The sequence below is a fragment of the Streptomyces sp. NPDC059142 genome (assembly GCF_042755665.1).
Taxonomy (GTDB): domain Bacteria; phylum Actinomycetota; class Actinomycetes; order Streptomycetales; family Streptomycetaceae; genus Streptomyces.
Genome location: NZ_JBHZDA010000117.1, coordinates 1 through 20840, shown reverse-complemented (window position 1 = coordinate 20840; position 20840 = coordinate 1). Strand labels below are relative to the sequence as shown.

The following is a 20840-nucleotide window of genomic DNA, read 5'->3' as shown; positions in this document are numbered from 1 at the left end:
CGCGGCGGCGGTCGTGGTCTCCTCGTCCTCGTCCACCTCGTCGGCGGCGGTGGTGCGCCCGCCGACGGCGGCCGCGGCGGCGGCGCTCTCCGGGGTCTGGAACATCGGCTCGGTGAAGACGGGCGCCTGGAAGACGGCCACGGCGGGACGCGCGGCGGCGCGGCGGCGCGGGGCGCGCTCGGGCTCGCGCTGCACGGGCTTCTGCGTGGCGGTCCGCTGCTGTGCCACCGGCTTCTCGGTGGCGGGCTGGTCGGTGGCGGCCTTCCCGGCGGGCTCTGCGGCGCGGCTCACGGCCTCGTCGGCGGGCTCGGCCGCGGCGGCCGGAGCGCTGGCGGGCGCGGTGGCCCTGCGGCGCGTACGGCCCCGGGTGGCGGCCTTCTCGGCGGCCTGGACCTCCGGCTCGTCGGCGGAGATCCGGGCGACGGTGTCCTGCGGCAGGCTCTCGCCGTCCGCGACCGCGTCGGTGGAGGCGGCAGGGGCGGCCTCGGCCTCCGGCGCACCGGCGGGCGCGGTGGCCCTGCGGGTGGCGCGGCGGCGGGGGCGCGCGGCGGGCGCGGGCTCCTCGGCCGGCTCCTCGGCGACGACGGCCTCCGCGACGGGCGCGGGGGTCTCCTCGACGGTGGCCTCGACCGGCTCCGTGGCGGTCCCGGGCGCCGTGACCTTACGGGTGGCGCGGCGGCGGGCACGCGGCGGCGCGGCGGACTCCTCGGCGGGGGCCTCGTCCGGCGCGGCCGTTTCGGTGGCCTGCTCGGCGGCCTGCTCCACGACGGGCTCCGGCGCGGCGGTCTTCCGGGTGGCCCGGCGGCGCGTACGCGGCGCCGCGGGCTCCTCGGCGGCGGTTCCGTCCGGCGCGGCCGTCACGTCGGCCGTCCCGGCGTCCTGCTCCGCGACCGGCTCGGGCGCGGCGGTCTTCCGGGTGGCCCGGCGACGGGCACGCGGCGGGGCCGCGGGCTCCTCGGCGGTCTGCGCCTCCGGCTCGCCTGCCACGGCGGCGGACGCGGCGGGCGCGACGCTCTCCGTGACGCTCGACGCGTCCCCGGCCCCGGCCGCCGCGGTGGGCGGTCCGGCCGGGCGGGATGCCGCCCGGCGCCTGCGGCGCGGCGGCAGCGTGTCGCTGGGTGAGTTGTTCTCTTCGTTGGTGTCCCCGGGGGTGCCGGGTTCTGTGGACTCGAGCATGCGGGCGGTTCTCCCGTCACGCTCCCGGGCGCCGCGCCTGATTCCGGTCCGGCCGCGGCCCGCGCTGTGCGCGATTGCCGCCGTCCGGGGCGCGGGCGCCGCACGGGAGCTGTTATGTCTGGGTCGCCGGTTCCGTACGCGATGTCACGTACGGCCTGGCGAAAGTCTTCTGGTCAGTACGCCGCCCGACCCAGGTGGCTCCCGAGTCCCAGGGCTGCGCTACAACGACCGCCTTACGCGGAACCTGCACCTTCCGGCGCCGTCGCGGCGGCGGGTCCGGCGGCCTTGGGTGGGGCGGGCCGGGCTGCCTCGCGGTCGGGCGCGAGCGGGTCGGTCACCGTGCCGGACTCCTCGTCGAAGAGCCCCTGCGCCAGCCTGGTCACCGCTGCGGGGACCGGCGGCGCCAGGTCGGCCACAGCTCGGAGACCGGACAGGACGTCGTCGGGCCGTACGGCAGGTGTCACGTGCCGAACAACCAGCCGCAGTATCGCACAGGGGCCCTCCCCCGGCCTATCAGGCTGTGGACGAGCCACCTCCAGGGCGGCCACGGCGGCCCGTGCGTCGAAGGTCCGCAGACCGTTCTTCGCACGGCGTTCCACCTCGACGGTGTCGGCGGCGAGGAACGCGGAGACGGCGTGTCCCGCCTCCTCCTCGGTGACGCCGTCCAGCCGCAGCTCCCATACGGAGGCGGTCAGCCGGTCGGCGAGTCCCGAGGTACGGGCCTCGACGGCGTCGATGACGTCCAGGCCCGTCGGCAGCGACTCGTCGAGCAGCTCACGCAGCTTGTCGGGGTCGCGCGCCTCCACCAGGGCGATCTCCAGGAACTCGGCCTCGCTGCCCGTGCCGGTGGGTGCGGCATTGGCGTACGACACCTTCGGGTGCGGGGTGAAACCCGCCGAGTACGCCATCGGCACCTCGGCGCGGCGCAGGGCCCGTTCGAAGGCGCGCTGGAAGTCTCGGTGGCTGGTGAACCGGAGGCGGCCGCGCTTGGTGTAGCGCAGTCGGATGCGCTGCACCGCCGGTGCGGGCGGCGGGCCTTCGGGCTGTCGCTTGCCCAGTGGTTCTTCTCCTCGGTGCGGGCGGTACGCGGTGACGCGCCGCCCTTGGACGTGATGTCGGCGGGGTCACCCCGGGTCCCGGACCCTCCCCACACTGTGCGGAGAGGTCTCGGGTACGGGCGCCACGCCGGGGACGATCGTTGTACTACCCAGAGTACGCGCCCGGTGCTCGGGCGGTTCCACAGGCCAGGGCCCCTCGGGTACCCCGGTCAGCGCGCCCCACACGTCCCGGCGGGCCCGGCGTACGGTTTCCGCCGTCCACCGCAGCGCGTCACGCGCGGCGCGGCCCGCCGCGGCGCCCGCCGCCCTGGCCGGGGCCCACACGCGGTCGCGCGTCCAGTGCCCGAGCGGTGTGCACACCCGCCGGTACGTCCAGCGCGCCGGCCGCCCCACGAGCTGCCACGCCACCAGGCCGAGCGCCCGCCAGAACGCGCGTGACAGATACCCGGCGACCCGCCAGGCCACGGCGAGCGCGGCCCGGACCTCACGGCCGACCGGGGCCAGGATCCTGCGGTACACCCAGATCACGGGGGTCACGACCAGGAACATCAGCAGCCGGACGCCCCCGTACGCGAGGGCGGTCAGCAGCCGGACGCCGCCACGACCGAGGACGGTCAGCAGTCCGGCGCACCCCCGCCCCAGCGGGGTGAGCAGCCGCCGGTACGCCCACCGCAGGGGCCGCGCGACACCGTGCACCGCGACGGGCACCACCACGTACCGCCACAGCGTCGCGCACGGCCACACCAGCAACGCCCGGCCCAGCCACACCACGGCGCCCCCCAGGCCCCGACCCAGCGGGGTGAGCAAGGTCTCGTACAGCCGGCGGATCCCCTGGCCCAGCGGGGTGAGCAGGTACCGGTGGATCCACACCGCCGGTACCACCGCTCCGTACCGCACCACCGGGACCACGACCCACTGCCACACCGCCGTCGCCGGCCCTCCCACCACCCTCGCCAGCCCCCGTGCCACCGGGGTGAGCACCGACGTGTACAGCCATGCGCAGGACCGGCCCAGCGGGCGCAGGGCGATCCGGTCGAGGCCGCGCGCGGTGGCGACGAGGGCGTCCCACACCAGGCGTACGGGGAGTACGAGCAGCAGGACGACGACGCGCACCGGGATCCTGACGGCGACGGTGAGACATCCCGCGCCGGGTCCGTCGGTCCGCCGGTGTGCGTACGCGGGTCGTTCGTCCAGGTCCATGCCGGGGAGGACGCCTCAGCCGTCCGTCCGGATCCAGAACCGCAGCTTTCCCCCGCGCTCGTCCTCCAGCTTCCCGCCCGCCGCCTCGATCACCTTGCGCGAGGCGGTGTTGTCGGTGTCGCACGTGACGAGGACGGAGTCGATGGCGAGCGCGCGGGCGACCGGCAGCGCGGCGGTGAGCATCGCCGTCGCGTGGCCCCGGCGGCGGGCGGTGGGGCGGACCGCGTAGCCGATGTGGCCGCCCAGTTCCCGCAGGTAGGGGTTGAGCCGGTGGCGGATGGCGAGACGGCCGAGGAACGTGTCGCCGTCGACGTACCAGAGGGTGGTGCAGGGCACCCAGCCCGCGATACGCGGGGTCTCCTCCAGCGGTTCGGCGTTGAGCCGTGCGCAGTACGCGGCGAAGACCTCGGGGCGGTGCCAGATCGCCGCGTACTGCTCCATCTCGTGGACGAGCAGGGAGCGTTCGTCGGCGCCTTCCCCGACGAACTCCCCCATCGCTTCGAGGAAGGAGGCGTGGACGCGGATGTCGGGAGCGATGAACTGCGGCATCGCCCCATTGTGCCGCCGGTACGCGCGGACCCGGCCAGGACAGTGGTCCATGGCCGGGTCCGTGTCGTCCGGCAGGGCGGCTACGCCGCCGCGCGCCGGGGCCGGGTCACTTGACCACGGTGAGCGGCAGCAGCTTCTTGCCGGTCGGGCCGATCTGGATCTGCGTGTCCATCTGGGGGCACACACCGCAGTCGAAGCAGGGTGTCCAGCGGCAGTCCTCGACCTCGGTCTCGTCGAGCGAGTCCTGCCAGTCCTCCCAGAGCCAGTCCTTGTCGAGACCGGAGTCCAGGTGGTCCCAGGGCAGGACCTCCTCGTACGTGCGCTCCCGCGTCGTGTACCAGTCGACGTCCACGCCGAAGTCGGGCAGCGTCTTCTCGGCGCAGCGGATCCAGCGGTCGTACGAGAAGTGCTCGCGCCAGCCGTCGAACCGGCCGCCGTCCTCGTACACCGCGCGGATGACCGCGCCGACACGGCGGTCGCCGCGGGAGAGCAGGCCCTCGACGATGCCGGGCTTGCCGTCGTGGTAGCGGAAGCCGATGGAGCGGCCGTACTTCTTGTCGCCGCGGATCTTGTCGCGCAGCTTCACCAGCCGCGCGTCGGTCTCCTCGGCGCTGAGCTGCGGCGCCCACTGGAAGGGGGTGTGCGGCTTGGGCACGAAGCCGCCGATGGAGACGGTGCAGCGGATGTCGTTCTGGCCGGAGACCCGGCGCCCCTCGGCGATGACGTTGACGGCCATGTCGCCGATCTGGAGGACGTCCTCGTCGGTCTCGGTGGGCAGCCCGCACATGAAGTACAGCTTCACCTGGCGCCAGCCGTTGCCGTACGCCGTGGAGACCGTACGGATCAGGTCCTCCTCCGAGACCATCTTGTTGATGACCTTGCGCAGCCGCTCGGAGCCGCCCTCGGGGGCGAAGGTCAGACCCGACCTGCGGCCGTTCCTGGTCAGCTCGTTGGCCAGGTCGACGTTGAACGCGTCGACGCGGGTGGAGGGCAGGGAGAGCCCGATCTTGTCCTCTTCGTAGCGGTCCGCGAGCCCCTTGGCGACGTCCGCGATCTCGCTGTGGTCGGCGGAGGAGAGCGAGAGCAGGCCGACCTCCTCGAAGCCGGTGGCCTTCAGCCCCTTCTCGACCATGTCGCCGATGCCGGTGATGGAGCGCTCGCGCACCGGGCGGGTGATCATGCCGGCCTGGCAGAAGCGGCAGCCGCGGGTGCAGCCGCGGAAGATCTCCACGGACATCCGCTCGTGCACGGTCTCCGCCAGCGGGACCAGGGGCTGCTTGGGGTACGGCCACTCGTCGAGGTCCATGACGGTGTGCTTGGAGACCCGCCACGGGACGCCGGAGCGCTTCGGTACGACACGGCCGATCCGCCCGTCGGGCAGGTACTCGACGTCGTAGAAGCCCGGTACGTACACGCCGCCGGTCCGCGCGAGGCGGAAGAGCAGCTCCTCGCGTCCGCCGGGCCGGTCCTCGGCCTTCCAGGCGCGGATGATCTCGGTGATCTCCAGGACCGCCTGCTCGCCGTCGCCGATGACCGCGCAGTCGATGAACTCCGCGATCGGCTCGGGGTTGAAGGCCGCGTGGCCGCCCGCGAGGACGATGGGGTGGTCGACGGTACGGTCCTTCGCCGCCAGCGGGATGCCCGCCAGGTCGAGGGCGGTGAGCATGTTCGTGTAGCCCAGCTCCGTGGAGAAGCTGAGCCCGAAGACGTCGAACGCGGAGACGGGGCGGTGCGCGTCGACGGTGAACTGCGGCACCTTGTGCTCGCGCATCAGCGCTTCGAGGTCCGGCCAGACGCTGTAGGTGCGCTCGGCGAGGACGCCCTCGCGCTCGTTCAGTACCTCGTACAGGATCATGACGCCCTGGTTGGGCAGCCCCACCTCGTACGCGTCGGGGTACATCAGCGCCCAGCGGACGTCGGTGTCGTCCCACTCCTTGACGGTGGAGTTGAGTTCACCCCCGACGTACTGGATCGGCTTCTGCACATGCGGGAGCAGAGCTTCGAGCTGTGGGAAGACCGATGTGACAGGCATCACGGAATCTTTCGTGGACCGACAGGATGAACAGACCGGCGGAATGAGCGGACAGTGGCCGACCACCCAGCCTAACGCGGCCGGAAGAGCCCGCCGTCCGCTCGCCCGGTCATCCGCTCATCCGCGGGGCCGCGCGCCGAGCCCCGTCCGCAGCGCCGGGTCCGACGCCGCCTCCCACACCTGCGGCAGCTCGCGCTCCCGCCGCTCGGCCCGGGTCTCCTCCTGCCCGTACAGCAGTCCCCAGGTGAACGCGGACTCGCCGGCCGCGTGCGCCCTGATCGCGAGGTCCCGCAGCACCTCGCGCGCGACCACGCTGTCCTGGTGGTCGCCGAGGACCGTCTGTACGGCCTTGATCCGCCGCGCGAACCGCTTGGCGGGCTTCCCCAGGGCGGGGACGGCCGCCTCCGCCGCGTAGCGGGCCCGTTTGGCGGCCTTGCGTGCGTCGTGCAGCGCCAGATCGCGCCCCTCGCCGGGCGCCATGGCCAGCGCGCCGTCGATCCGCTCCGCGAGGCGCTCGTACGCCCGGTCGATCCGCGCCGGGAGCACCTTCTCCGGCGCCTTCGCCGCGGCCGGCCGCAGGGGCGGGGCCGCGAGCAGCGCGTCGAGGGTGGCCAGCAGGGTCAGATAGCGCTCGCTGTCGAGTACGGCGACGGTCCTGGCCCGGGAGCCGGTACGGCCGCCCGCCGTCCAGATCCGCAGCCGCGCGCGGACCGGACCCAGCAGCAGGGTGCCGGGCACGGCGTCGACGAGGCCCGCCAGCCGCTCGCTCAGCACCTCGTGGTCGCGGTCGACGCCCAGCTCGGCGGCGAGCCACTTCAGCTCCTCGCCGACCGGGTCGGTGACGGTCCTGTCCAGCACCTTGCGGTGGGTGCGGAACGTGGAGCGCAGCCGCCGGGTCGCGACCCGGAGCTGGTGGACGGAGTCCGGCAGGTCGCGGCGGACGGCGGGGTCCTGGGCGACGATCGCGGTGGCCTGGGCGCGCAGATAGGCGAGGACATGGTCCCCGGCGGTGACGGGCGCGTGCGGGGCTCCGTCGGCCCGTCCTCCCTTGCGGGAGGTCTTACGCCCCTCCGCGGTCCGGCCGCCCGCCGCGAGCGCGCGGCCGAGCTTCGAGGCCGAGGCGGCCGGGCGCAGCCCCGCCTTGCGGAGCCGCTTCTCCACGGCGTCCAGGACCGCGGGGTCCGCGCCGTCCGCCAGCTCGACCTCGACCTCGGTCCACGCGGTATCGGCGCGCGGGTGCCCGGTCCCGGGCAGCCGCCGCGCCCGTACGGTGTCGACGGCGACCTCGGCGAGGGGTGCGCCGCGCCCGTCGAGCAGCAGGCTCACCTCGCGGGAGGTCCGCAGCCGTACGACGGGGATCAGCTCGGCGTCCCGGACGCGGGAGCGGACGAGCCCGGCCAGCTCGGGCGGGAGGGTGTCGGAGAGCGGCGCCCTGATCTCGTCGCGGACGCCGGTGGCGACGGGGAACTTCAGATGCCAGCCCGCGTCCTCGCCGCCGGTCCTGCGGCGCAGGGTGAGCGTGTCGGCGTTCAGCCGCAGGGCGGGGGTGTCGTAGTAGACGGCGTCCAGCTCCTGGACGCCCCGGGCCCGGACGGCGGCGACGTCCCCGGCCCCGGTGAGGTCCGGCAGGCCGGGTGGCTTCTCGCTGTCGGGGCGCCCGGGGAGTTCGTACTTCCGTTCGATCTCACGCTTGCTGTCCGCCATGTACCGAATTTAGCCGTAAGGGGTGCCTCCCGGCACCCCTTACGGCAGCACGGTCCGAGAAGGTCAGGCCGTTATCGGCCGCTGGACCCGGATCGACTGGAGCAGCCCTACCGCTATCCAGACGGCGAACATCGATGTTCCGCCGTACGACACGAAGGGCAGTGGCAGTCCGGCCACCGGCATGATGCCGAGCGTCATGCCGATGTTCTCGAACGCCTGGAACGAGAACCAGGCGATGATCCCGGCGGCCACGATCGTCCCGTACAGCTCGGTCGTCTCGCGGGCGATCCGGCAGGCGCGCCAGAGGATCACGCCGAGCAGGACGAGGATCAGCCCGGCGCCGAGGAAGCCCAGCTCCTCGCCCGCGACCGTGAAGACGAAGTCGGTCTGCTGCTCGGGCACGAACTGGCCGGTGGTCTGCGAGCCGTGGAAGAGCCCGGTGCCGGTCAGTCCGCCGGAACCGATGGCGATCCGCGCCTGGTTGGTGTTGTAGCCGACGCCCGCCGGGTCCAGCTCCGGGTTGGCGAAGGCGGCGAAGCGGTTGATCTGGTACTCGTCCAGCACCCCGAGCGCGGCGACCGCGACGGCTCCGGCCACCCCCGCCCCGACCAGACCGAGGATCCAGCGGTTGGAGGCGCCGGAGGCGAGCAGCACACCGAGCACGATGACCGCCATGACCATCACCGAGCCGAGGTCCGGCATCAGCATGACGACGGCCATCGGCAGCACGGCGAGGACGAGGGACTTGGCGACGGTGCGGTGGTCGGGGTGGAGCTGGTCGCCCGCGTCCACCCGTGCGGCGAGCATCATCGCCATGCCCAGGATGATCGTGATCTTCACGAACTCGGAGGGCTGGAGGGTGAAGCCGCCGCCGATCACGATCCAGGAGTGGGCGCCGTTGATGGTCGCGCCGAGCGGCGTGAGCACCAGCACGACCAGCAGGACGGAGAACCCGTACAGCACGGGGACCGCGCCGCGCAGGGTGCGGTGCCCCAGCCAGACCGTGCCGATCATCAGGGCCAAGCCGATGCCGGTGTTGAGGAGGTGACGGAAGAGGAAGTAGTACGGGTCACCCTGGTTGAGGTGCGTACGGTTGCGGGTCGCCGACCAGACGAGCAGGGAGCCGAGGACCGACAGGGCGAGCGACGAGAAGAGCAGCGGCCAGTCGAGCCGGCGCACCACCGAGTCCCGGGCGGAGAGCCTGGCCCAGGTGGAGCGGTCCGGCCCGTAGCCGGAGACGGAGAAGCCGCTTGTACCGGCCATGGATCAGTCCCTCCGGCCCGGTGCCGCGGGCGGGCCCGCCAGCACCTGTTCATCGGCCGGGAGTTCCTTCTCCGGCTCGTACGGCCGCACCTTGGGCGCGTCGATCGAGCCGTCCGGCTGGATCGTGGGCAGCGCGACCCGGGGGGTGGGCATGAGCGCCTTCGAGAGGTTCTGCTCGCCCTCGGCGTTCAGTCCGTACATCGCCTCGTATATCTTCCGCACGGCCGGACCGGAGGCCCCGGAACCCGTACCACCCTGGGCGATCGTCATCACGATCGTGTAGTCCTTGGTGTACGAGGCGAACCACGAGGTCGTCTGCTTGCCGTAGACCTCGGCGGTACCCGTCTTGGCGTGCATCGGGATCTTGTCCTGCGGCCAGCCGCCGAACCGCCAGGCGGCGGAGCCGCGGGTCGCGACCCCGGCCAGCGCCTCGTCGATCTCGTCGCGGGTCTTCTTGTTCATCGGCAGCTTGCCGTGCGCCTTCGGGGCGATCTCCTCGACCCGCTTGCCGTCGGGGCTGATGATCGCCTTGCCGACGGTGGGGTTGTAGAGGGTGCCGCCGTTGGAGATGGCCGAGTAGATCGTGGCCATCTGGATCGGGGTGACGAGGGTGTCGCCCTGGCCGATCGAGTAGTTGACGGAGTCACCGGCGCGCATCAGGTTGCCTTCGAGGCAGCCTTCGTAGGCGAGCTGCTGGACGTAGGTGCCGCCCTTCTTGCCCTGCTTGCACCAGCCGGCCTTGTTGGCCTCCCAGAACTTCTGCTTCCACTGGCGGTCGGGGACGCGTCCGGTGACCTCGTTGGGGAGGTCGACGCCGGTCTCCTTGCCGAGCCCGAACTGGTGGGCGGTCTTGTAGAACCAGTCGTTGGCGCTCTTCTTCGGCTTGGTGCCGCCGTCCTTCTGCCACTCCTTGTGGGCGAGACCGTAGTAGACGGTGTCGCAGGAGACCTCCAGCGCCTTGCCGATGGTGATCGAGCCGTACCCCTTGGACTCGAAGTTCTTGAAGACCTGGCTGCCGACGTTGTACGAGCTGGGGCAGGGGTAGTTGCCGTCGAAGGGGTAGCCCGCGTTGACGGCGGCCGTCGACGAGATGACCTTGAAGATCGAGCCGGGGGCCGCCTGGCCCTGGATCGCGCGGTTCAGCAGCGGGAAGTTGGAGTTCTTTCCGGTGAGCCGCTTGTAGTCCTTGGCGGAGATGCCGCCGACCCAGGCGTTGGGGTCGTACGTCGGCTGGGAGGCCATCGCGACGACGCGGCCGGTCTTCGCCTCCATGACGACGACGGCGCCGGAGTCCGCCTTGTAGTTCTCGTTGGTGTTGCGGTCCAGCTCCTTGCGGGCCTCCTTCATCGCCTCGTTGAGCTCGTACTCGGCGACGGCCTGGACCCGTGCGTCTATCGAGGTGACGACATTGGCGCCGGGCTCGGCCTGGTCACTGCGCGCCTGGCCGATGACCCGGCCGAGGTTGTCGACCTCGTACCGGGTGACACCGGCCTTGCCCCGGAGCTGCTTGTCGTACGTGCGCTCCAGCCCCGAGCGGCCCACCTGGTCGGAGCGGAGGTACGGCGACTCGGTGTCGTGCGCCTTGGTGATCTCCTCGTCGGTGACCGGGGAGAGATAGCCGAGCACCTGGGCGGTGTTGGCGAGTCCGGGCGCGGGGTAGCGGCGTACGGCGGTCGGTTCGGCGGTGATGCCGGGGAAGTCCTCGGCGCGCTCACGGATCTGGAGGGCCTGCTGGGTGGTGGCCTCGTCGGTGACCGGGATCGGCTGGTACGGAGAACCGTTCCAGCAGGGCTGGGGGGTCTTCGCGTCGCAGAGCCGGACCTTGGAGATGACGTCCTCCGGCTTCATCTCCAGCACATCGGCGAGGTTGGTCAGGACCGCCTTGCCGTTGTCGGTCATCTTCATCAGCTCGGTACGGCTGGCGGAGACGACGAGACGGGTCTCGTTGTCGGCGAGCGGGACCCCTCGCGTGTCGAGGATCGAGCCTCGGACGGCGGGCTGGATGACCTGCTGGACATGGTTGTTCTTGGCCTCGTCCGTGTACTCCTGGCCGTTGCGGACCTGGAGGTACCAGAGCCGGCCGCCGAGGGTGAGGAGGAGGGAGAAGACGAGGACCTGGATGACGATGAGCCGGATCTGGACCCGGGGCGTCCGTCCGGTCTCCGGGATGTTGCTCACTGCGATCCCCCACGGGCGCTACGGACGGGACGAGCGGTACGGGCGGACGGCGCCGCCACCGGGGACGGTGCGGTCACAGGCGCTTGACCCCCTTGATCCGGCCGGCCCGCGCCGCGCGGCCGCGGGCCGCCCTGACCCGCAGTCCGCCGCGCTGGCCGCCGATCCTCAGCCCCGTGCCGGAGCTGATCCAGCCGGAGGCCATGTCACCGGAGGAACTCTCCCGGGACTCGGCGAGGGGATCGTTGTCGGCGCGTCTGGCCAGGGCCATGACGAGCGGGACGACGAAGGGGGCGAGCAGCAGGTCGTAGACGACGGCGGTGAACATCAGCCCGCCGAGGCCGACATCGCGGGCGGCGGTGTCCCCGACGAGGGCGCCGACACCCGCGTACAGCAGGGTGGAGCAGATCGCCGCGGCGACGACCGCGGTCATCGGGGCGAGCGCCGAGCGGAGCTGCCCCTTCTCGGGCCTGACCAGTCCGGCCGCGTACCCGATGACGCAGAGGACCAGGGCGTACCGTCCGGCCGCGTGGTCGGCGGGCGGCGCGAGGTCGGAGAGCAGTCCCGCGCCGAAGCCGATCAGGGCGCCGCCGACGTGTCCGTACACGAAGGCCAGCGCGAGCACGACGAGGAGCATCAGATCGGGTACGGCGCCGGGGAGCTGGAGCCGGGCGAGGACGGACACCTGGACGACGAGGGCGACCACGACCAGGGTGACGGAGAGCAGAATCCGGTTGAAGCGCATGGGGATCAGCCCTACTCCTGGTCGTCTGCCGCTTGGCCGTTGCCGTTGCCCGCGTCGCCGGCATCGGCGTTCGCGGCGGCGTCGGGGTCGGCGTTCGGGTTCGCGTTGGGGTCGGTGCCGGTGACGGGGGCCGTGTTCCCGTTGACGTCGAGGTTGCCCTCGGCGTCGGCGTTCATGTTGCCGCCCGCGTCCGGGGACGGGGTGACCGTCACCGTAACGGTCGGCGTCGGGACGGGCTTGGCCTTGGGCGGCAGCACCGTGTCGCGCGGGTCCTCGCGCGGCGCCTCGACGACGACCCCGACGATGTCCAGCTTGGTGAAGCCGACGAACGGCCGCACCGAGAGCGTACGGGTGAGGTCGCCGCCGGACGGATCCACGCGGACGACCTCGCCGACCGGCACCCCGGGCACGAACGGCTTGTCCTGGCTCGATCCGAAGGTGACCAGCCGGTCGCCGTTGCGGATCTTCGCCTTGCCGTTGAGGAGCTGCACGGAGAGCGGCCGGTCGCCCTGGCCGGTGGCGAAGCCGAGTTCGTCGGAGCCCTCCATGCGGGTGCCGACGGTGAAGCCGGGGTCGTTGGCGAGCAGCACGGTCGCGGTGTTCGGGCCGACGGTGGTGACCCGCCCGACCAGCCCGTCCCCGTTGAGCACCGTCATGTCCCGCGCGATGCCGTCGTTGCGGCCCATGTCGATGGTGACGGTCCAGGAGAAGCCCTGGGCCGCTCCTATGGCGATGACCTGGGCGCCCTTGATGCCGTACTGGCCGGCGCCGGCCCGCTGGAGCATCTTGTCCAGCTCGCGGACCTGGCTGCGGTTGCGGTCGTCGCTGCCGAGCCGCTGCTTGAGTTCGGCGTTCTCGCGCTCCAGGGCGGCGATCCGGGTGTGCCGCGAGCCCGAGTCCCGTACGGCTCCTATGGCGTTGCCGACCGGGTTCACCGCTGCCGCGACACCGTTCTCCACCGGACCGAAGACCGTGGCGGCGGCCTGGCGGGCGCCGTCCACGGGGGAATCCTCACCGCCGCGGATGTCCACCGTGATCAGCGCGAACGCGATGGCGATCAGCAGCACCAAGAGCAGACGGCTCTCTCGTGTGTCCCTCACGTGCGGCGGCCGTGCCTTCCTCGTAGGAATGGATGGTGCCTGTAATTCAACGATCCGCCGGACGGGACGTCAGGCACCCGTTCGGCGGATCTTTGGTGGTTACGTCACCGACGGGGCTGTGCGTCCAGCACCTGCTGGAGCGCCTCGAACTCCTCGACGCACTTGCCGGACCCCAGCGCGACGGAGTCGAGCGGGTCCTCGGCGATATGGATCGGCATACCGGTCTCCCGGCGCAGCCGCTCGTCGAGACCGCGCAGCAGGGCGCCGCCGCCGGTGAGCACGATCCCGCGGTCCATCACATCGCCGGACAGCTCGGGCGGGCACTTGTCGAGCGTCGTCTTCACGGCGTCGACGATCGCGTTGACCGGCTCCTCGATGGCCTTGCGGACCTCGGCGGCGGAGATGACGACGGTCTTCGGCAGGCCCGAGACCAGGTCACGGCCGCGGATCTCGGTGTGCTCGTCCTTGTCGAGGTCGTACGCGGAACCGATGGTGATCTTGATGCTCTCCGCGGTCCGCTCACCGAGGAGGAGCGAGTACTCCTTCTTGATGTGCTGGATGATCGCGTTGTCCAGCTCGTCGCCGGCGACGCGGATGGACTGGGCCGTCACGATGCCGCCGAGCGAGATGACGGCGACCTCGGTGGTACCGCCACCGATGTCGACGACCATGTTGCCGGTGGCCTCGTGGACGGGGAGTCCCGAGCCGATGGCCGCGGCCATGGGCTCCTCGATGATGTGCACCTGGCGCGCGCCGGCCTGGGTGGACGCCTCGATCACGGCGCGTCGCTCGACCCCGGTGATGCCCGAGGGCACACAGACGACAACGCGCGGACGGGCGAGGTAGCGGCGCTTGTGGATCTTGAGGATGAAGTAGCGGAGCATGCGCTCGGTGATCTCGAAGTCGGCGATCACGCCGTCCTTCAGCGGCCGGACGGCAACGATGTTGCCCGGTGTCCGGCCGATCATCTTCTTGGCTTCTGATCCGACCGCGAGAATGCCGCCTGTGTTGGTGTTGATGGCGACCACGGACGGCTCGTTGAGTACGATCCCGCGGCCCCTGACGTACACCAGCGTGTTGGCGGTCCCGAGGTCGACAGCCATGTCACGGCCGATGAACGACATGTGGTTCCCCATGAGGATGCGTCTGGCCTTCCCAAGCGTTGACGGCTTATCAGGATGGCGAGGTGGGTGCTGTGGCGTGGAGGCTTCCATCGTAGTGCCGTCGGAGCGACGGCGGCGCGCTGGCCCACCTCAGTAACGGTGACGAAGTGTCGGACCGATGCGTTCCCGGAAGTGGCCTGGATATACCCAAAGGCGACCGAATTCCTTCGGTCGCCCCAGGTGGTCAGCTCCGTTTGGCTGACACGAGGTCAGGAAAGACCCGGGAAAAAGATCTTCAGTTCCCGAATGGCGGACTCCTCGGAGTCCGAGGCGTGGATCAGGTTCTCCCGGACGATGGTTCCGAAGTCCCCCCGGATGGACCCAGGCGCTGCGGCGATCGGGTCAGTCGGGCCGGAGAGCGCGCGGACGCCCTCGATGACCCGCTCGCCCTCGACGACGAGCGCGACGACGGGGCCGGACGCCATGAACGCGACCAGCGGCTCGTAGAAGGGCTTGCCCTTGTGCTCGCCGTAGTGCTGCTCCAGCGTGTCCTGGTCGAGCGTGCGCAGCTCCAGCGCGATCAGGGACCAGTCGGCCTTGCGCTCGATCCGGCCGATGATCTCGCCGACGAGGTGACGGCGTACGGCGTCGGGCTTGAGCAGGACGAGCGTGCGCTGGCTCACTGTACGGGCTCCTTCTGTGGGGAATGCGGGATGCCGGATCCGGGCCCCGGAAGCTGGGCCCGGGGCCGGGACGCCGCTTCGGGACAACTCGCCTAGAGGCTACAGGGCAATCCGCACCATCGGTTACGCAGCGTCAGCCTCTGCCGATGCCTGCGCGGCCCAGCGCGCCTTCGCCTCGTCGATCACCCGGCCGTAGTGCACCGAGGCCCACCACAGCGCCCCGAACAGCACCCCCAGCACGAACATCGCCGGGACGAAGAAACCCCCCGCGAACAGGCCGATCTGGAGCGCCCAGCCGAGCTGGACCCCGCCGGGGCGGGTGATCATCCCGCAGAGCAGCAGGGAGAACAGCATGGCGACGCCACAGACCGTCCAGACCGTCCCCACCGACAGGTCGTCCGACTTCATGGCGACCAGACCGGCGAAACCGATCACGAAGAATTCACCGATCAAGGTCGACGCGCAGAGCGTTCGCAAGGAATTCAGCCCCTCTTCAGCAGCAGCCGGGCCTCGCCGACCGTGATCACGGACCCGGTCACCAGCACCCCGGCGCCGGAGAACTCGGACTCCTCCTCCGCGAGCGTGATCGCCGCCTCCAGCGCGTCGTCGAGCCGCGGCTCGACCTGCACCCGGTCGTCGCCGAAGACCTCGACGGCGACGCCCGCCAGCTCGTCCACGTCCATCGCGCGCTGGCTGGAGTTCCGCGTGACCACGATCTCCGTACAGATCGGCTCCAGCGCCTCCAGCACCCCCCGGACGTCCTTGCCGTCGCTCGACCCCACCACGCCGATCAGCCGGCTGAAACCGAACGACTCGGTGACGCCCTCGGCCGCGGCGCGGGCGCCCGCCGGGTTGTGCGCCGCGTCCAGCACCACCGTCGGGGAGCGCCGTACGACTTCGAGCCGCCCCGGCGAGGAGACCGCGGCGAACGCCTTGCGGACCGTGTCCATGTCGAGCCGCCGCGCGTGCTGGGCGCCGATCCCGAAGAACGCCTCCACCGCCGCCAGCGCCACCGCCGCGTTGTGCGCCTGGTGCGCCCCGTACAGCGGGAGGAAGACCTGCTCGTACTCCCCGCCGAGGCCGCGCAGCGTCAGTAGCTGGCCGCCGACCGCGATCTCCCGGGCGACCACGCCGAACTCCATGCCGGAGCGGGCCACCGTCGCGTCCATGTCGACGGCCTTCTTCAGCATCACCTGGGCGGCGTCCACCGGCTGCTGCGCCAGGACGACCGTCGCGCCGTCCTTGATGATCCCGGCCTTCTCCGCGGCGATCTCGCCGGACGTGGAGCCGAGCCGGTCCGTGTGGTCCAGGTCGATCGGGGTGACCACGGCGACCGACGCGTCGATGACGTTCGTCGCGTCCCAGGTGCCGCCCATGCCGACCTCGACGACACCGACGTCCACGGGGGCGTCCGCGAAGGCCGCGTACGCCATCGCCGTCAGCACCTCGAAGAACGAGAGCCGGTGCTCCTGCATGCCGTCGACCATCTCGACGTACGCCTTGATGTCCTCGTACGTCTCGATGAACCGCTCGGCGGAGATCGGGGCCCCGTCCAGACTGATCCGCTCGGTGATCGACTGGACGTGCGGGCTGGTGTAGCGGCCGGTGCGCAGATCGAAGGCGCCGAGCAGGGCCTCGATCATCCGGGCGGTGGACGTCTTGCCGTTGGTGCCGGTGATGTGGATGGTCGGGTAGGCGCGCTGGGGGTCGCCCAGCACGTTCAGCAGTGCCTCGATCCTGACGCGGGACGGGTCGAGCTTGGTCTCGCCCCAGCGTCCCGCCAGCTCCTGCTCCACGGCGCGGAGGGCTTTGTCCACCTCGGGATCCTCGGGGCGGGCCGGCACGCCGTCGTCCTGCGCCGGCCCTGCCTGGGCGCGCAGCGTACGGCTGCCGGCCTCGATCACCGCGAGGTCGGGGTCTCGGTCGGTCGCGGCTGCGGTGATCTCGTCGAATTCATCGAACTCGTCGAAATCGCCGGGCTCGCCGGGCTGGTCGGAAGGACGGTGCTCACTCACAGGAGCCAGTCTACGGAGGACCACCGACACCGGTACCGGCGCGCCCCTCCCCCGGGGCCGCGTACGTCCTGTCGTACGCCTTCCGTACGACAGGAATCCCCCCGACCGGCACCGGTCGGGGGGATCCATGGGCCGTACAAGGGAACGTACGGGCGAGGGCGTCAGCCCTGCGGCAGCCCCGCCACCTGCGCGGTGAGGCGCTCGATGTCCGCCTCGGCCTTGGCGAGCCGGCCACGGATCTTGTCGACCACGTTGTCCGGCGCCTTGGCGAGGAACGCCTCGTTGCCGAGCTTGGCGATCGCCTGCGCCTTCTCCTTCTCCGCCGCGCCCAGGTCCTTCGTCAGACGCTTGCGCTCCGCCTCGACGTCGATCGTGCCGGACAGGTCCAGCGCGACGGTCGCCCCGGCGACCGGCAGCGTCGCGGTCGCGTGGAAGCCCTCGCCCTCCGGCTGGAGCCGCAGGAGCTGGCGGATGGCCGCCTCGTGCGCGGCGAGCGGGGTGCCCGACAGGTCGAGCCTGGCCGGGACCTTCTGGCCGGGCTGGAGGCCCTGGTCGGCACGGAACCTGCGGACCTCGGTGATCACCTGCTGGAGGTGCTCGATCTCCCGCTCGGCCGCCGCGTCACGGAATCCGCTGTCGGCCGGCCACTCGGCGACGACCACGGACTCCTTGCCGGTGAGCGTGGTCCACAGCGTCTCGGTGACGAAGGGGATGACCGGGTGCAGCAGACGCAGGGTGGTGTCCAGGACCTCGCCGAGGACGCGCCCGGAGACCTTCGCGGACTCGCCGCCCTCGAAGAAGGACGTCTTGGACAGCTCGACGTACCAGTCGAAGACCTCGTCCCACGCGAAGTGGAAGAGGGAATCGGAGAGCTTCGCGAACTGGTAGTCCTCGTAGTACGCGTCGACCTCCGCGACCACGGCGCCGAGCCGGGAGAGGATCCACCGGTCGGTGGCGGACATGTCGGCCGCGTCGGGCAGCGGGCCCTCGACGGTCGCGCCGTTCATCATCGCGAAGCGGGTCGCGTTCCAGACCTTGTTGGCGAAGTTGCGGGAACCCTGGACCCAGTCCTCGCCGATCGGGACGTCGACGCCCGGGTTGGCGCCCCGCGCGAGCGTGAAACGGACCGCGTCGGAGCCGTACTTGTCCATCCAGTCCAGCGGATTGACCGCGTTCCCGAAGGACTTCGACATCTTCTTGCCGAACTGGTCACGGACCATGCCGTGCAGCGCGATGGTGTGGAACGGCGGGGTGCCGTCCATCGCGTACAGGCCGAACATCATCATCCGGGCGACCCAGAAGAAGAGGATGTCGTAGCCGGTGATCAGGACCGAGTTCGGATAGAACTTCTCCAGGCTCCGGGTCTGCTCGGGCCAGCCCAGCGTGGAGAACGGCCACAGCCCGGACGAGAACCAGGTGTCCAGGACATCGGTGTCCTGCGTCCAGCCCTCACCGGTCGGCGCCTCGTCGTCGGGTCCGACGCAGATCTGCTCGCCGTTCGGCCCGTACCAGACGGGGATGCGGTGGCCCCACCAGAGCTGGCGCGAGATGCACCAGTCACGGAGGTTGTCGACCCACGCGAAGTAGCGCGGCTCCATCTCCTTCGGGTGGATCGCGACCTTCCCGTCGCGGACGGCGTCACCGGCGGCGCGGGCCAGCGGATCGACCTTGACCCACCACTGCATCGACAGCCGGGGCTCGACGGTCGTCTTGCAGCGCGAGCAGTGCCCGACGGAGTGCGTGTACGGGCGCTTCTCGGCGACGATCCGGCCCTCGGCCCGCAGCGCGGCGACGATGGCGCTGCGCGCCTCCATCCGGTCCAGGCCCTGGAAGGGTCCCGGGACGGTGATGACGGCGCGCTCGTCCATGACCGTGATGTTCGGCAGGTCGTGGCGGCGGCCGATCTCGAAGTCGTTCGGGTCGTGCGCCGGGGTCACCTTGACGGCGCCCGTGCCGAACTCCGGGTCGACGTGCTCGTCCGCGACGACCGGGATCGTACGGTCGGTGAGCGGCAGCCTGATCCGCCGGCCGACGAGGTGCGCGTACCGCGCGTCGTCCGGGTGGACGGCGACGGCCGTGTCCCCGAGCATCGTCTCGGCGCGGGTCGTCGCGACGACGACGGAGTCGTCGCCGTCCCCGTACTTGAGCGAGACGAGCTCGCCCTCGTCGTCCTGGTACTCGACCTCGATGTCGGAGATCGCGGTGAGACAGCGCGGGCACCAGTTGATGATGCGTTCGGCGCGGTAGATCAGCTCGTCGTCGTAGAGCTTCTTGAAGATGGTCTGGACGGCCTGCGAGAGCCCTTCGTCCATGGTGAAGCGCTCACGGGACCAGTCGACGCCGTCGCCGAGACGGCGCATCTGGCCGGAGATCTGCCCGCCGGACTCGGCCTTCCACTGCCAGACGCGCTCGACGAACGCCTCGCGCCCCAGGTCGTGCCGGGACTTGCCGTCCTTGGCCAGCTCGCGCTCGACGACGTTCTGCGTGGCGATGCCCGCGTGGTCCATGCCGGGCTGCCACAGCGTCTCGTACCCCTGCATGCGCTTGCGGCGCGTGACGGCGTCGATGAGCGTGTGCTCGAAGGCATGGCCCAGGTGCAGGCTGCCGGTGACGTTCGGCGGGGGGATGACGATGGTGAACGGGGGCTTCTCGCTCTTCTCGTCCGCCTCGAAGTAACCGCGCTCCACCCAGCGCTCGTACAGCTTCCCCTCTACCTCGGCCGGCACGTACTGGGTCGGCAGTTCGGGGTTGCTGGCTGGCTGCTGCGCTGCGTTCTCGGTCACGGGGCTCAGTTTAGGGGTGTCACCGCGCTGTGCAGAAACGAGATGTTCGGTAACAGTGCGGCCCCCGCTGCCCCGCCGGAGTGGATCTCCCGTCAGGATGTACGAAAAACATAAGGATCGAGGGGACAGCGCATCATGAGCTACAACCAGCCGGGCCCGTACGGCGGGCAGCCGCAGCAGCCCGGACCGTACGGACAGCCGGGCCCGTACGGCCAGCAGCCGCCGCAGGGACCGCCGCAGCCCGGCTACGGTTACCCGCAGCAGCCCCCGCAGGGCGTCCCGCCGCAGCAGCCCCCGGGGTACGGCCAGCCGAACCCGTACGGCCAGGCCCCTCAGCCGGGTCCGTACGGCCAGCAGCAGCCGGGCCCGTACGGTCAGCAGCCCCCGTACGGCGGCGGCGCCTACCCGCCCCCGCCGGGCCCGCCGAAGAAGAAGAGGACCGGGCTGATCGTCGGGGTCTCCGTGGTGGCGCTCGCGGTGATAGCCGGCGGCGCCTACCTGCTCGTCTCGGGCGGCGGAGGCGGCTCGGTCGCGGACGACGGCAAGAAGTACAAGCTGACGACGCCGGCGACGATCCTGGACAACGAGTTCACGAAGAACGCGGACACCTCCGGGAGCACGGCCTTCACCGAGAGCGATGTGAAGGAGGCCGAGGCGTGGGGCATCACCGACCCCGAGAACGTCACGGGCAACTACGTGGCCGGCAAGGGCACCGCCTCGGTCAAGCAGCTCCAGCTCAACGGCGTCTACGGCACGATCGAGGACCCGGCGGCGGTCGTCGACAAGATGTTCGCCAAGTCGACGGAGGCGTCGAAGGGCAGCGGTGACAGCAGCGGCGAGGGGAACATCGAACTCGTCGGCGAACCCAAGGAGTTCACGCCCGCCGGGTTCGAGAACGGCGTCATGAAGTGCCAGGAGATGAAGGTCGGCCTGGGCTCTGCGGCCACGACGGGCGGCCCCACCAGCGTCACCGCGCCGGTCTGCGTCTGGGCCGACCACAGCACGGTCGCCTCCGTCGTCTACAGCGACGCGGCCGGCATCCTCACCGGCCGGAGCATGTCCCTGGAGGACGCCGCCGCACAGGCGGCGAAGGTACGGAACGAGGTCCGTACCGAGATCAAGTAACCGGACGCGAACCACACGCAACGGGCGGGGGGGGGGGGGCGGGCGCCCCCCCCCCCCCCCCCCCCCCCCCCCCCCCCCCACCCCCCCCCACAACGAAGGACACCCGCGCCGAGGTGGGGATGGGGCCCG

Annotated in this window: 15 protein-coding genes and 1 pseudogene; 1 reads left to right on the top strand and 15 read right to left on the bottom strand. The window is 71.4% G+C overall.

The window, feature by feature from the left end; genetic code table 11:
• The 15 genes and pseudogenes from ACFXPK_RS29235 to ACFXPK_RS29165 all read right to left on the bottom strand — a co-directional run.
• Positions 1-1176: pseudogene (locus tag ACFXPK_RS29235) on the bottom strand (ribonuclease E/G); the annotation flags it as partial.
• Positions 1177-1409: 233 nt separating this feature from the next.
• Positions 1410-2192, bottom strand: coding sequence for a TIGR03936 family radical SAM-associated protein (locus ACFXPK_RS29230; protein ID WP_385003764.1), 783 nt, complete (start codon positions 2190-2192; stop codon positions 1410-1412).
• Positions 2193-2300: 108 nt separating this feature from the next.
• A complete protein-coding gene (locus tag ACFXPK_RS29225) occupies positions 2301-3434 on the bottom strand; it encodes a hypothetical protein (RefSeq protein ID WP_385080079.1) in 1134 nt (377 codons plus the stop codon).
• 15 nt (positions 3435-3449) lie between these two features.
• Positions 3450-3983, bottom strand: coding sequence for a GNAT family N-acetyltransferase (locus ACFXPK_RS29220; RefSeq protein ID WP_385003768.1), 534 nt, complete (start codon positions 3981-3983; stop codon positions 3450-3452).
• A gap of 106 nt (positions 3984-4089) precedes the next feature.
• Positions 4090-6015 (bottom strand): TIGR03960 family B12-binding radical SAM protein, encoded by a 1926-nt coding sequence (locus ACFXPK_RS29215; RefSeq protein WP_385003770.1) that lies wholly within the window; start codon positions 6013-6015, stop codon positions 4090-4092.
• Between the two features lie 117 nt (positions 6016-6132).
• A complete protein-coding gene (locus tag ACFXPK_RS29210; RefSeq protein ID WP_385080077.1) occupies positions 6133-7719 on the bottom strand; it encodes a CHAD domain-containing protein in 1587 nt (528 codons plus the stop codon).
• Between the two features lie 63 nt (positions 7720-7782).
• On the bottom strand, positions 7783-8982 hold the full coding sequence (gene rodA, locus ACFXPK_RS29205; RefSeq protein ID WP_385003774.1) for a rod shape-determining protein RodA: 1200 nt from the start codon (positions 8980-8982) through the stop codon (positions 7783-7785).
• Positions 8983-8985: 3 nt separating this feature from the next.
• The gene (gene mrdA, locus ACFXPK_RS29200) at positions 8986-11160 is read right to left on the bottom strand and encodes a penicillin-binding protein 2 (RefSeq protein ID WP_385003776.1); all 2175 of its coding nucleotides are present in this window, start codon (positions 11158-11160) and stop codon (positions 8986-8988) included.
• A 73-nt stretch (positions 11161-11233) separates the two neighbouring features.
• Positions 11234-11902: a rod shape-determining protein MreD gene (gene mreD, locus ACFXPK_RS29195; RefSeq protein ID WP_385080074.1), complete on the bottom strand. Its 669-nt coding sequence runs from the start codon at positions 11900-11902 to the stop codon at positions 11234-11236.
• An 11-nt stretch (positions 11903-11913) separates the two neighbouring features.
• Positions 11914-13002 carry a rod shape-determining protein MreC gene (gene mreC, locus ACFXPK_RS29190; protein WP_385003780.1) on the bottom strand — a complete coding sequence of 363 codons (1089 nt, stop codon included), beginning with the start codon at positions 13000-13002 and terminating at the stop codon, positions 11914-11916.
• A 104-nt stretch (positions 13003-13106) separates the two neighbouring features.
• Entirely contained in the window at positions 13107-14126 is a 1020-nt protein-coding gene (locus tag ACFXPK_RS29185; protein WP_329827104.1) for a rod shape-determining protein, read from the bottom strand.
• 248 nt (positions 14127-14374) lie between these two features.
• Positions 14375-14788, bottom strand: coding sequence for a nucleoside-diphosphate kinase (ndk, locus tag ACFXPK_RS29180; protein ID WP_385006565.1), 414 nt, complete (start codon positions 14786-14788; stop codon positions 14375-14377).
• A 123-nt stretch (positions 14789-14911) separates the two neighbouring features.
• Positions 14912-15265: a DUF4233 domain-containing protein gene (locus ACFXPK_RS29175; RefSeq protein ID WP_385006567.1), complete on the bottom strand. Its 354-nt coding sequence runs from the start codon at positions 15263-15265 to the stop codon at positions 14912-14914.
• A 5-nt stretch (positions 15266-15270) separates the two neighbouring features.
• A complete protein-coding gene (locus tag ACFXPK_RS29170; RefSeq protein WP_385080072.1) occupies positions 15271-16803 on the bottom strand; it encodes a bifunctional folylpolyglutamate synthase/dihydrofolate synthase in 1533 nt (510 codons plus the stop codon).
• Between the two features lie 161 nt (positions 16804-16964).
• Positions 16965-19586, bottom strand: a complete 2622-nt coding sequence (locus ACFXPK_RS29165; protein ID WP_385006571.1) for a valine--tRNA ligase — start codon at positions 19584-19586, stop codon at positions 16965-16967.
• Positions 19587-19721: 135 nt separating this feature from the next.
• Between ACFXPK_RS29165 and ACFXPK_RS29160 the strand changes: the two genes are divergently transcribed.
• The gene (locus ACFXPK_RS29160; protein ID WP_385080070.1) at positions 19722-20711 is read left to right on the top strand and encodes a hypothetical protein; all 990 of its coding nucleotides are present in this window, start codon (positions 19722-19724) and stop codon (positions 20709-20711) included.
• Positions 20712-20840: the final 129 nt, after the last annotated feature.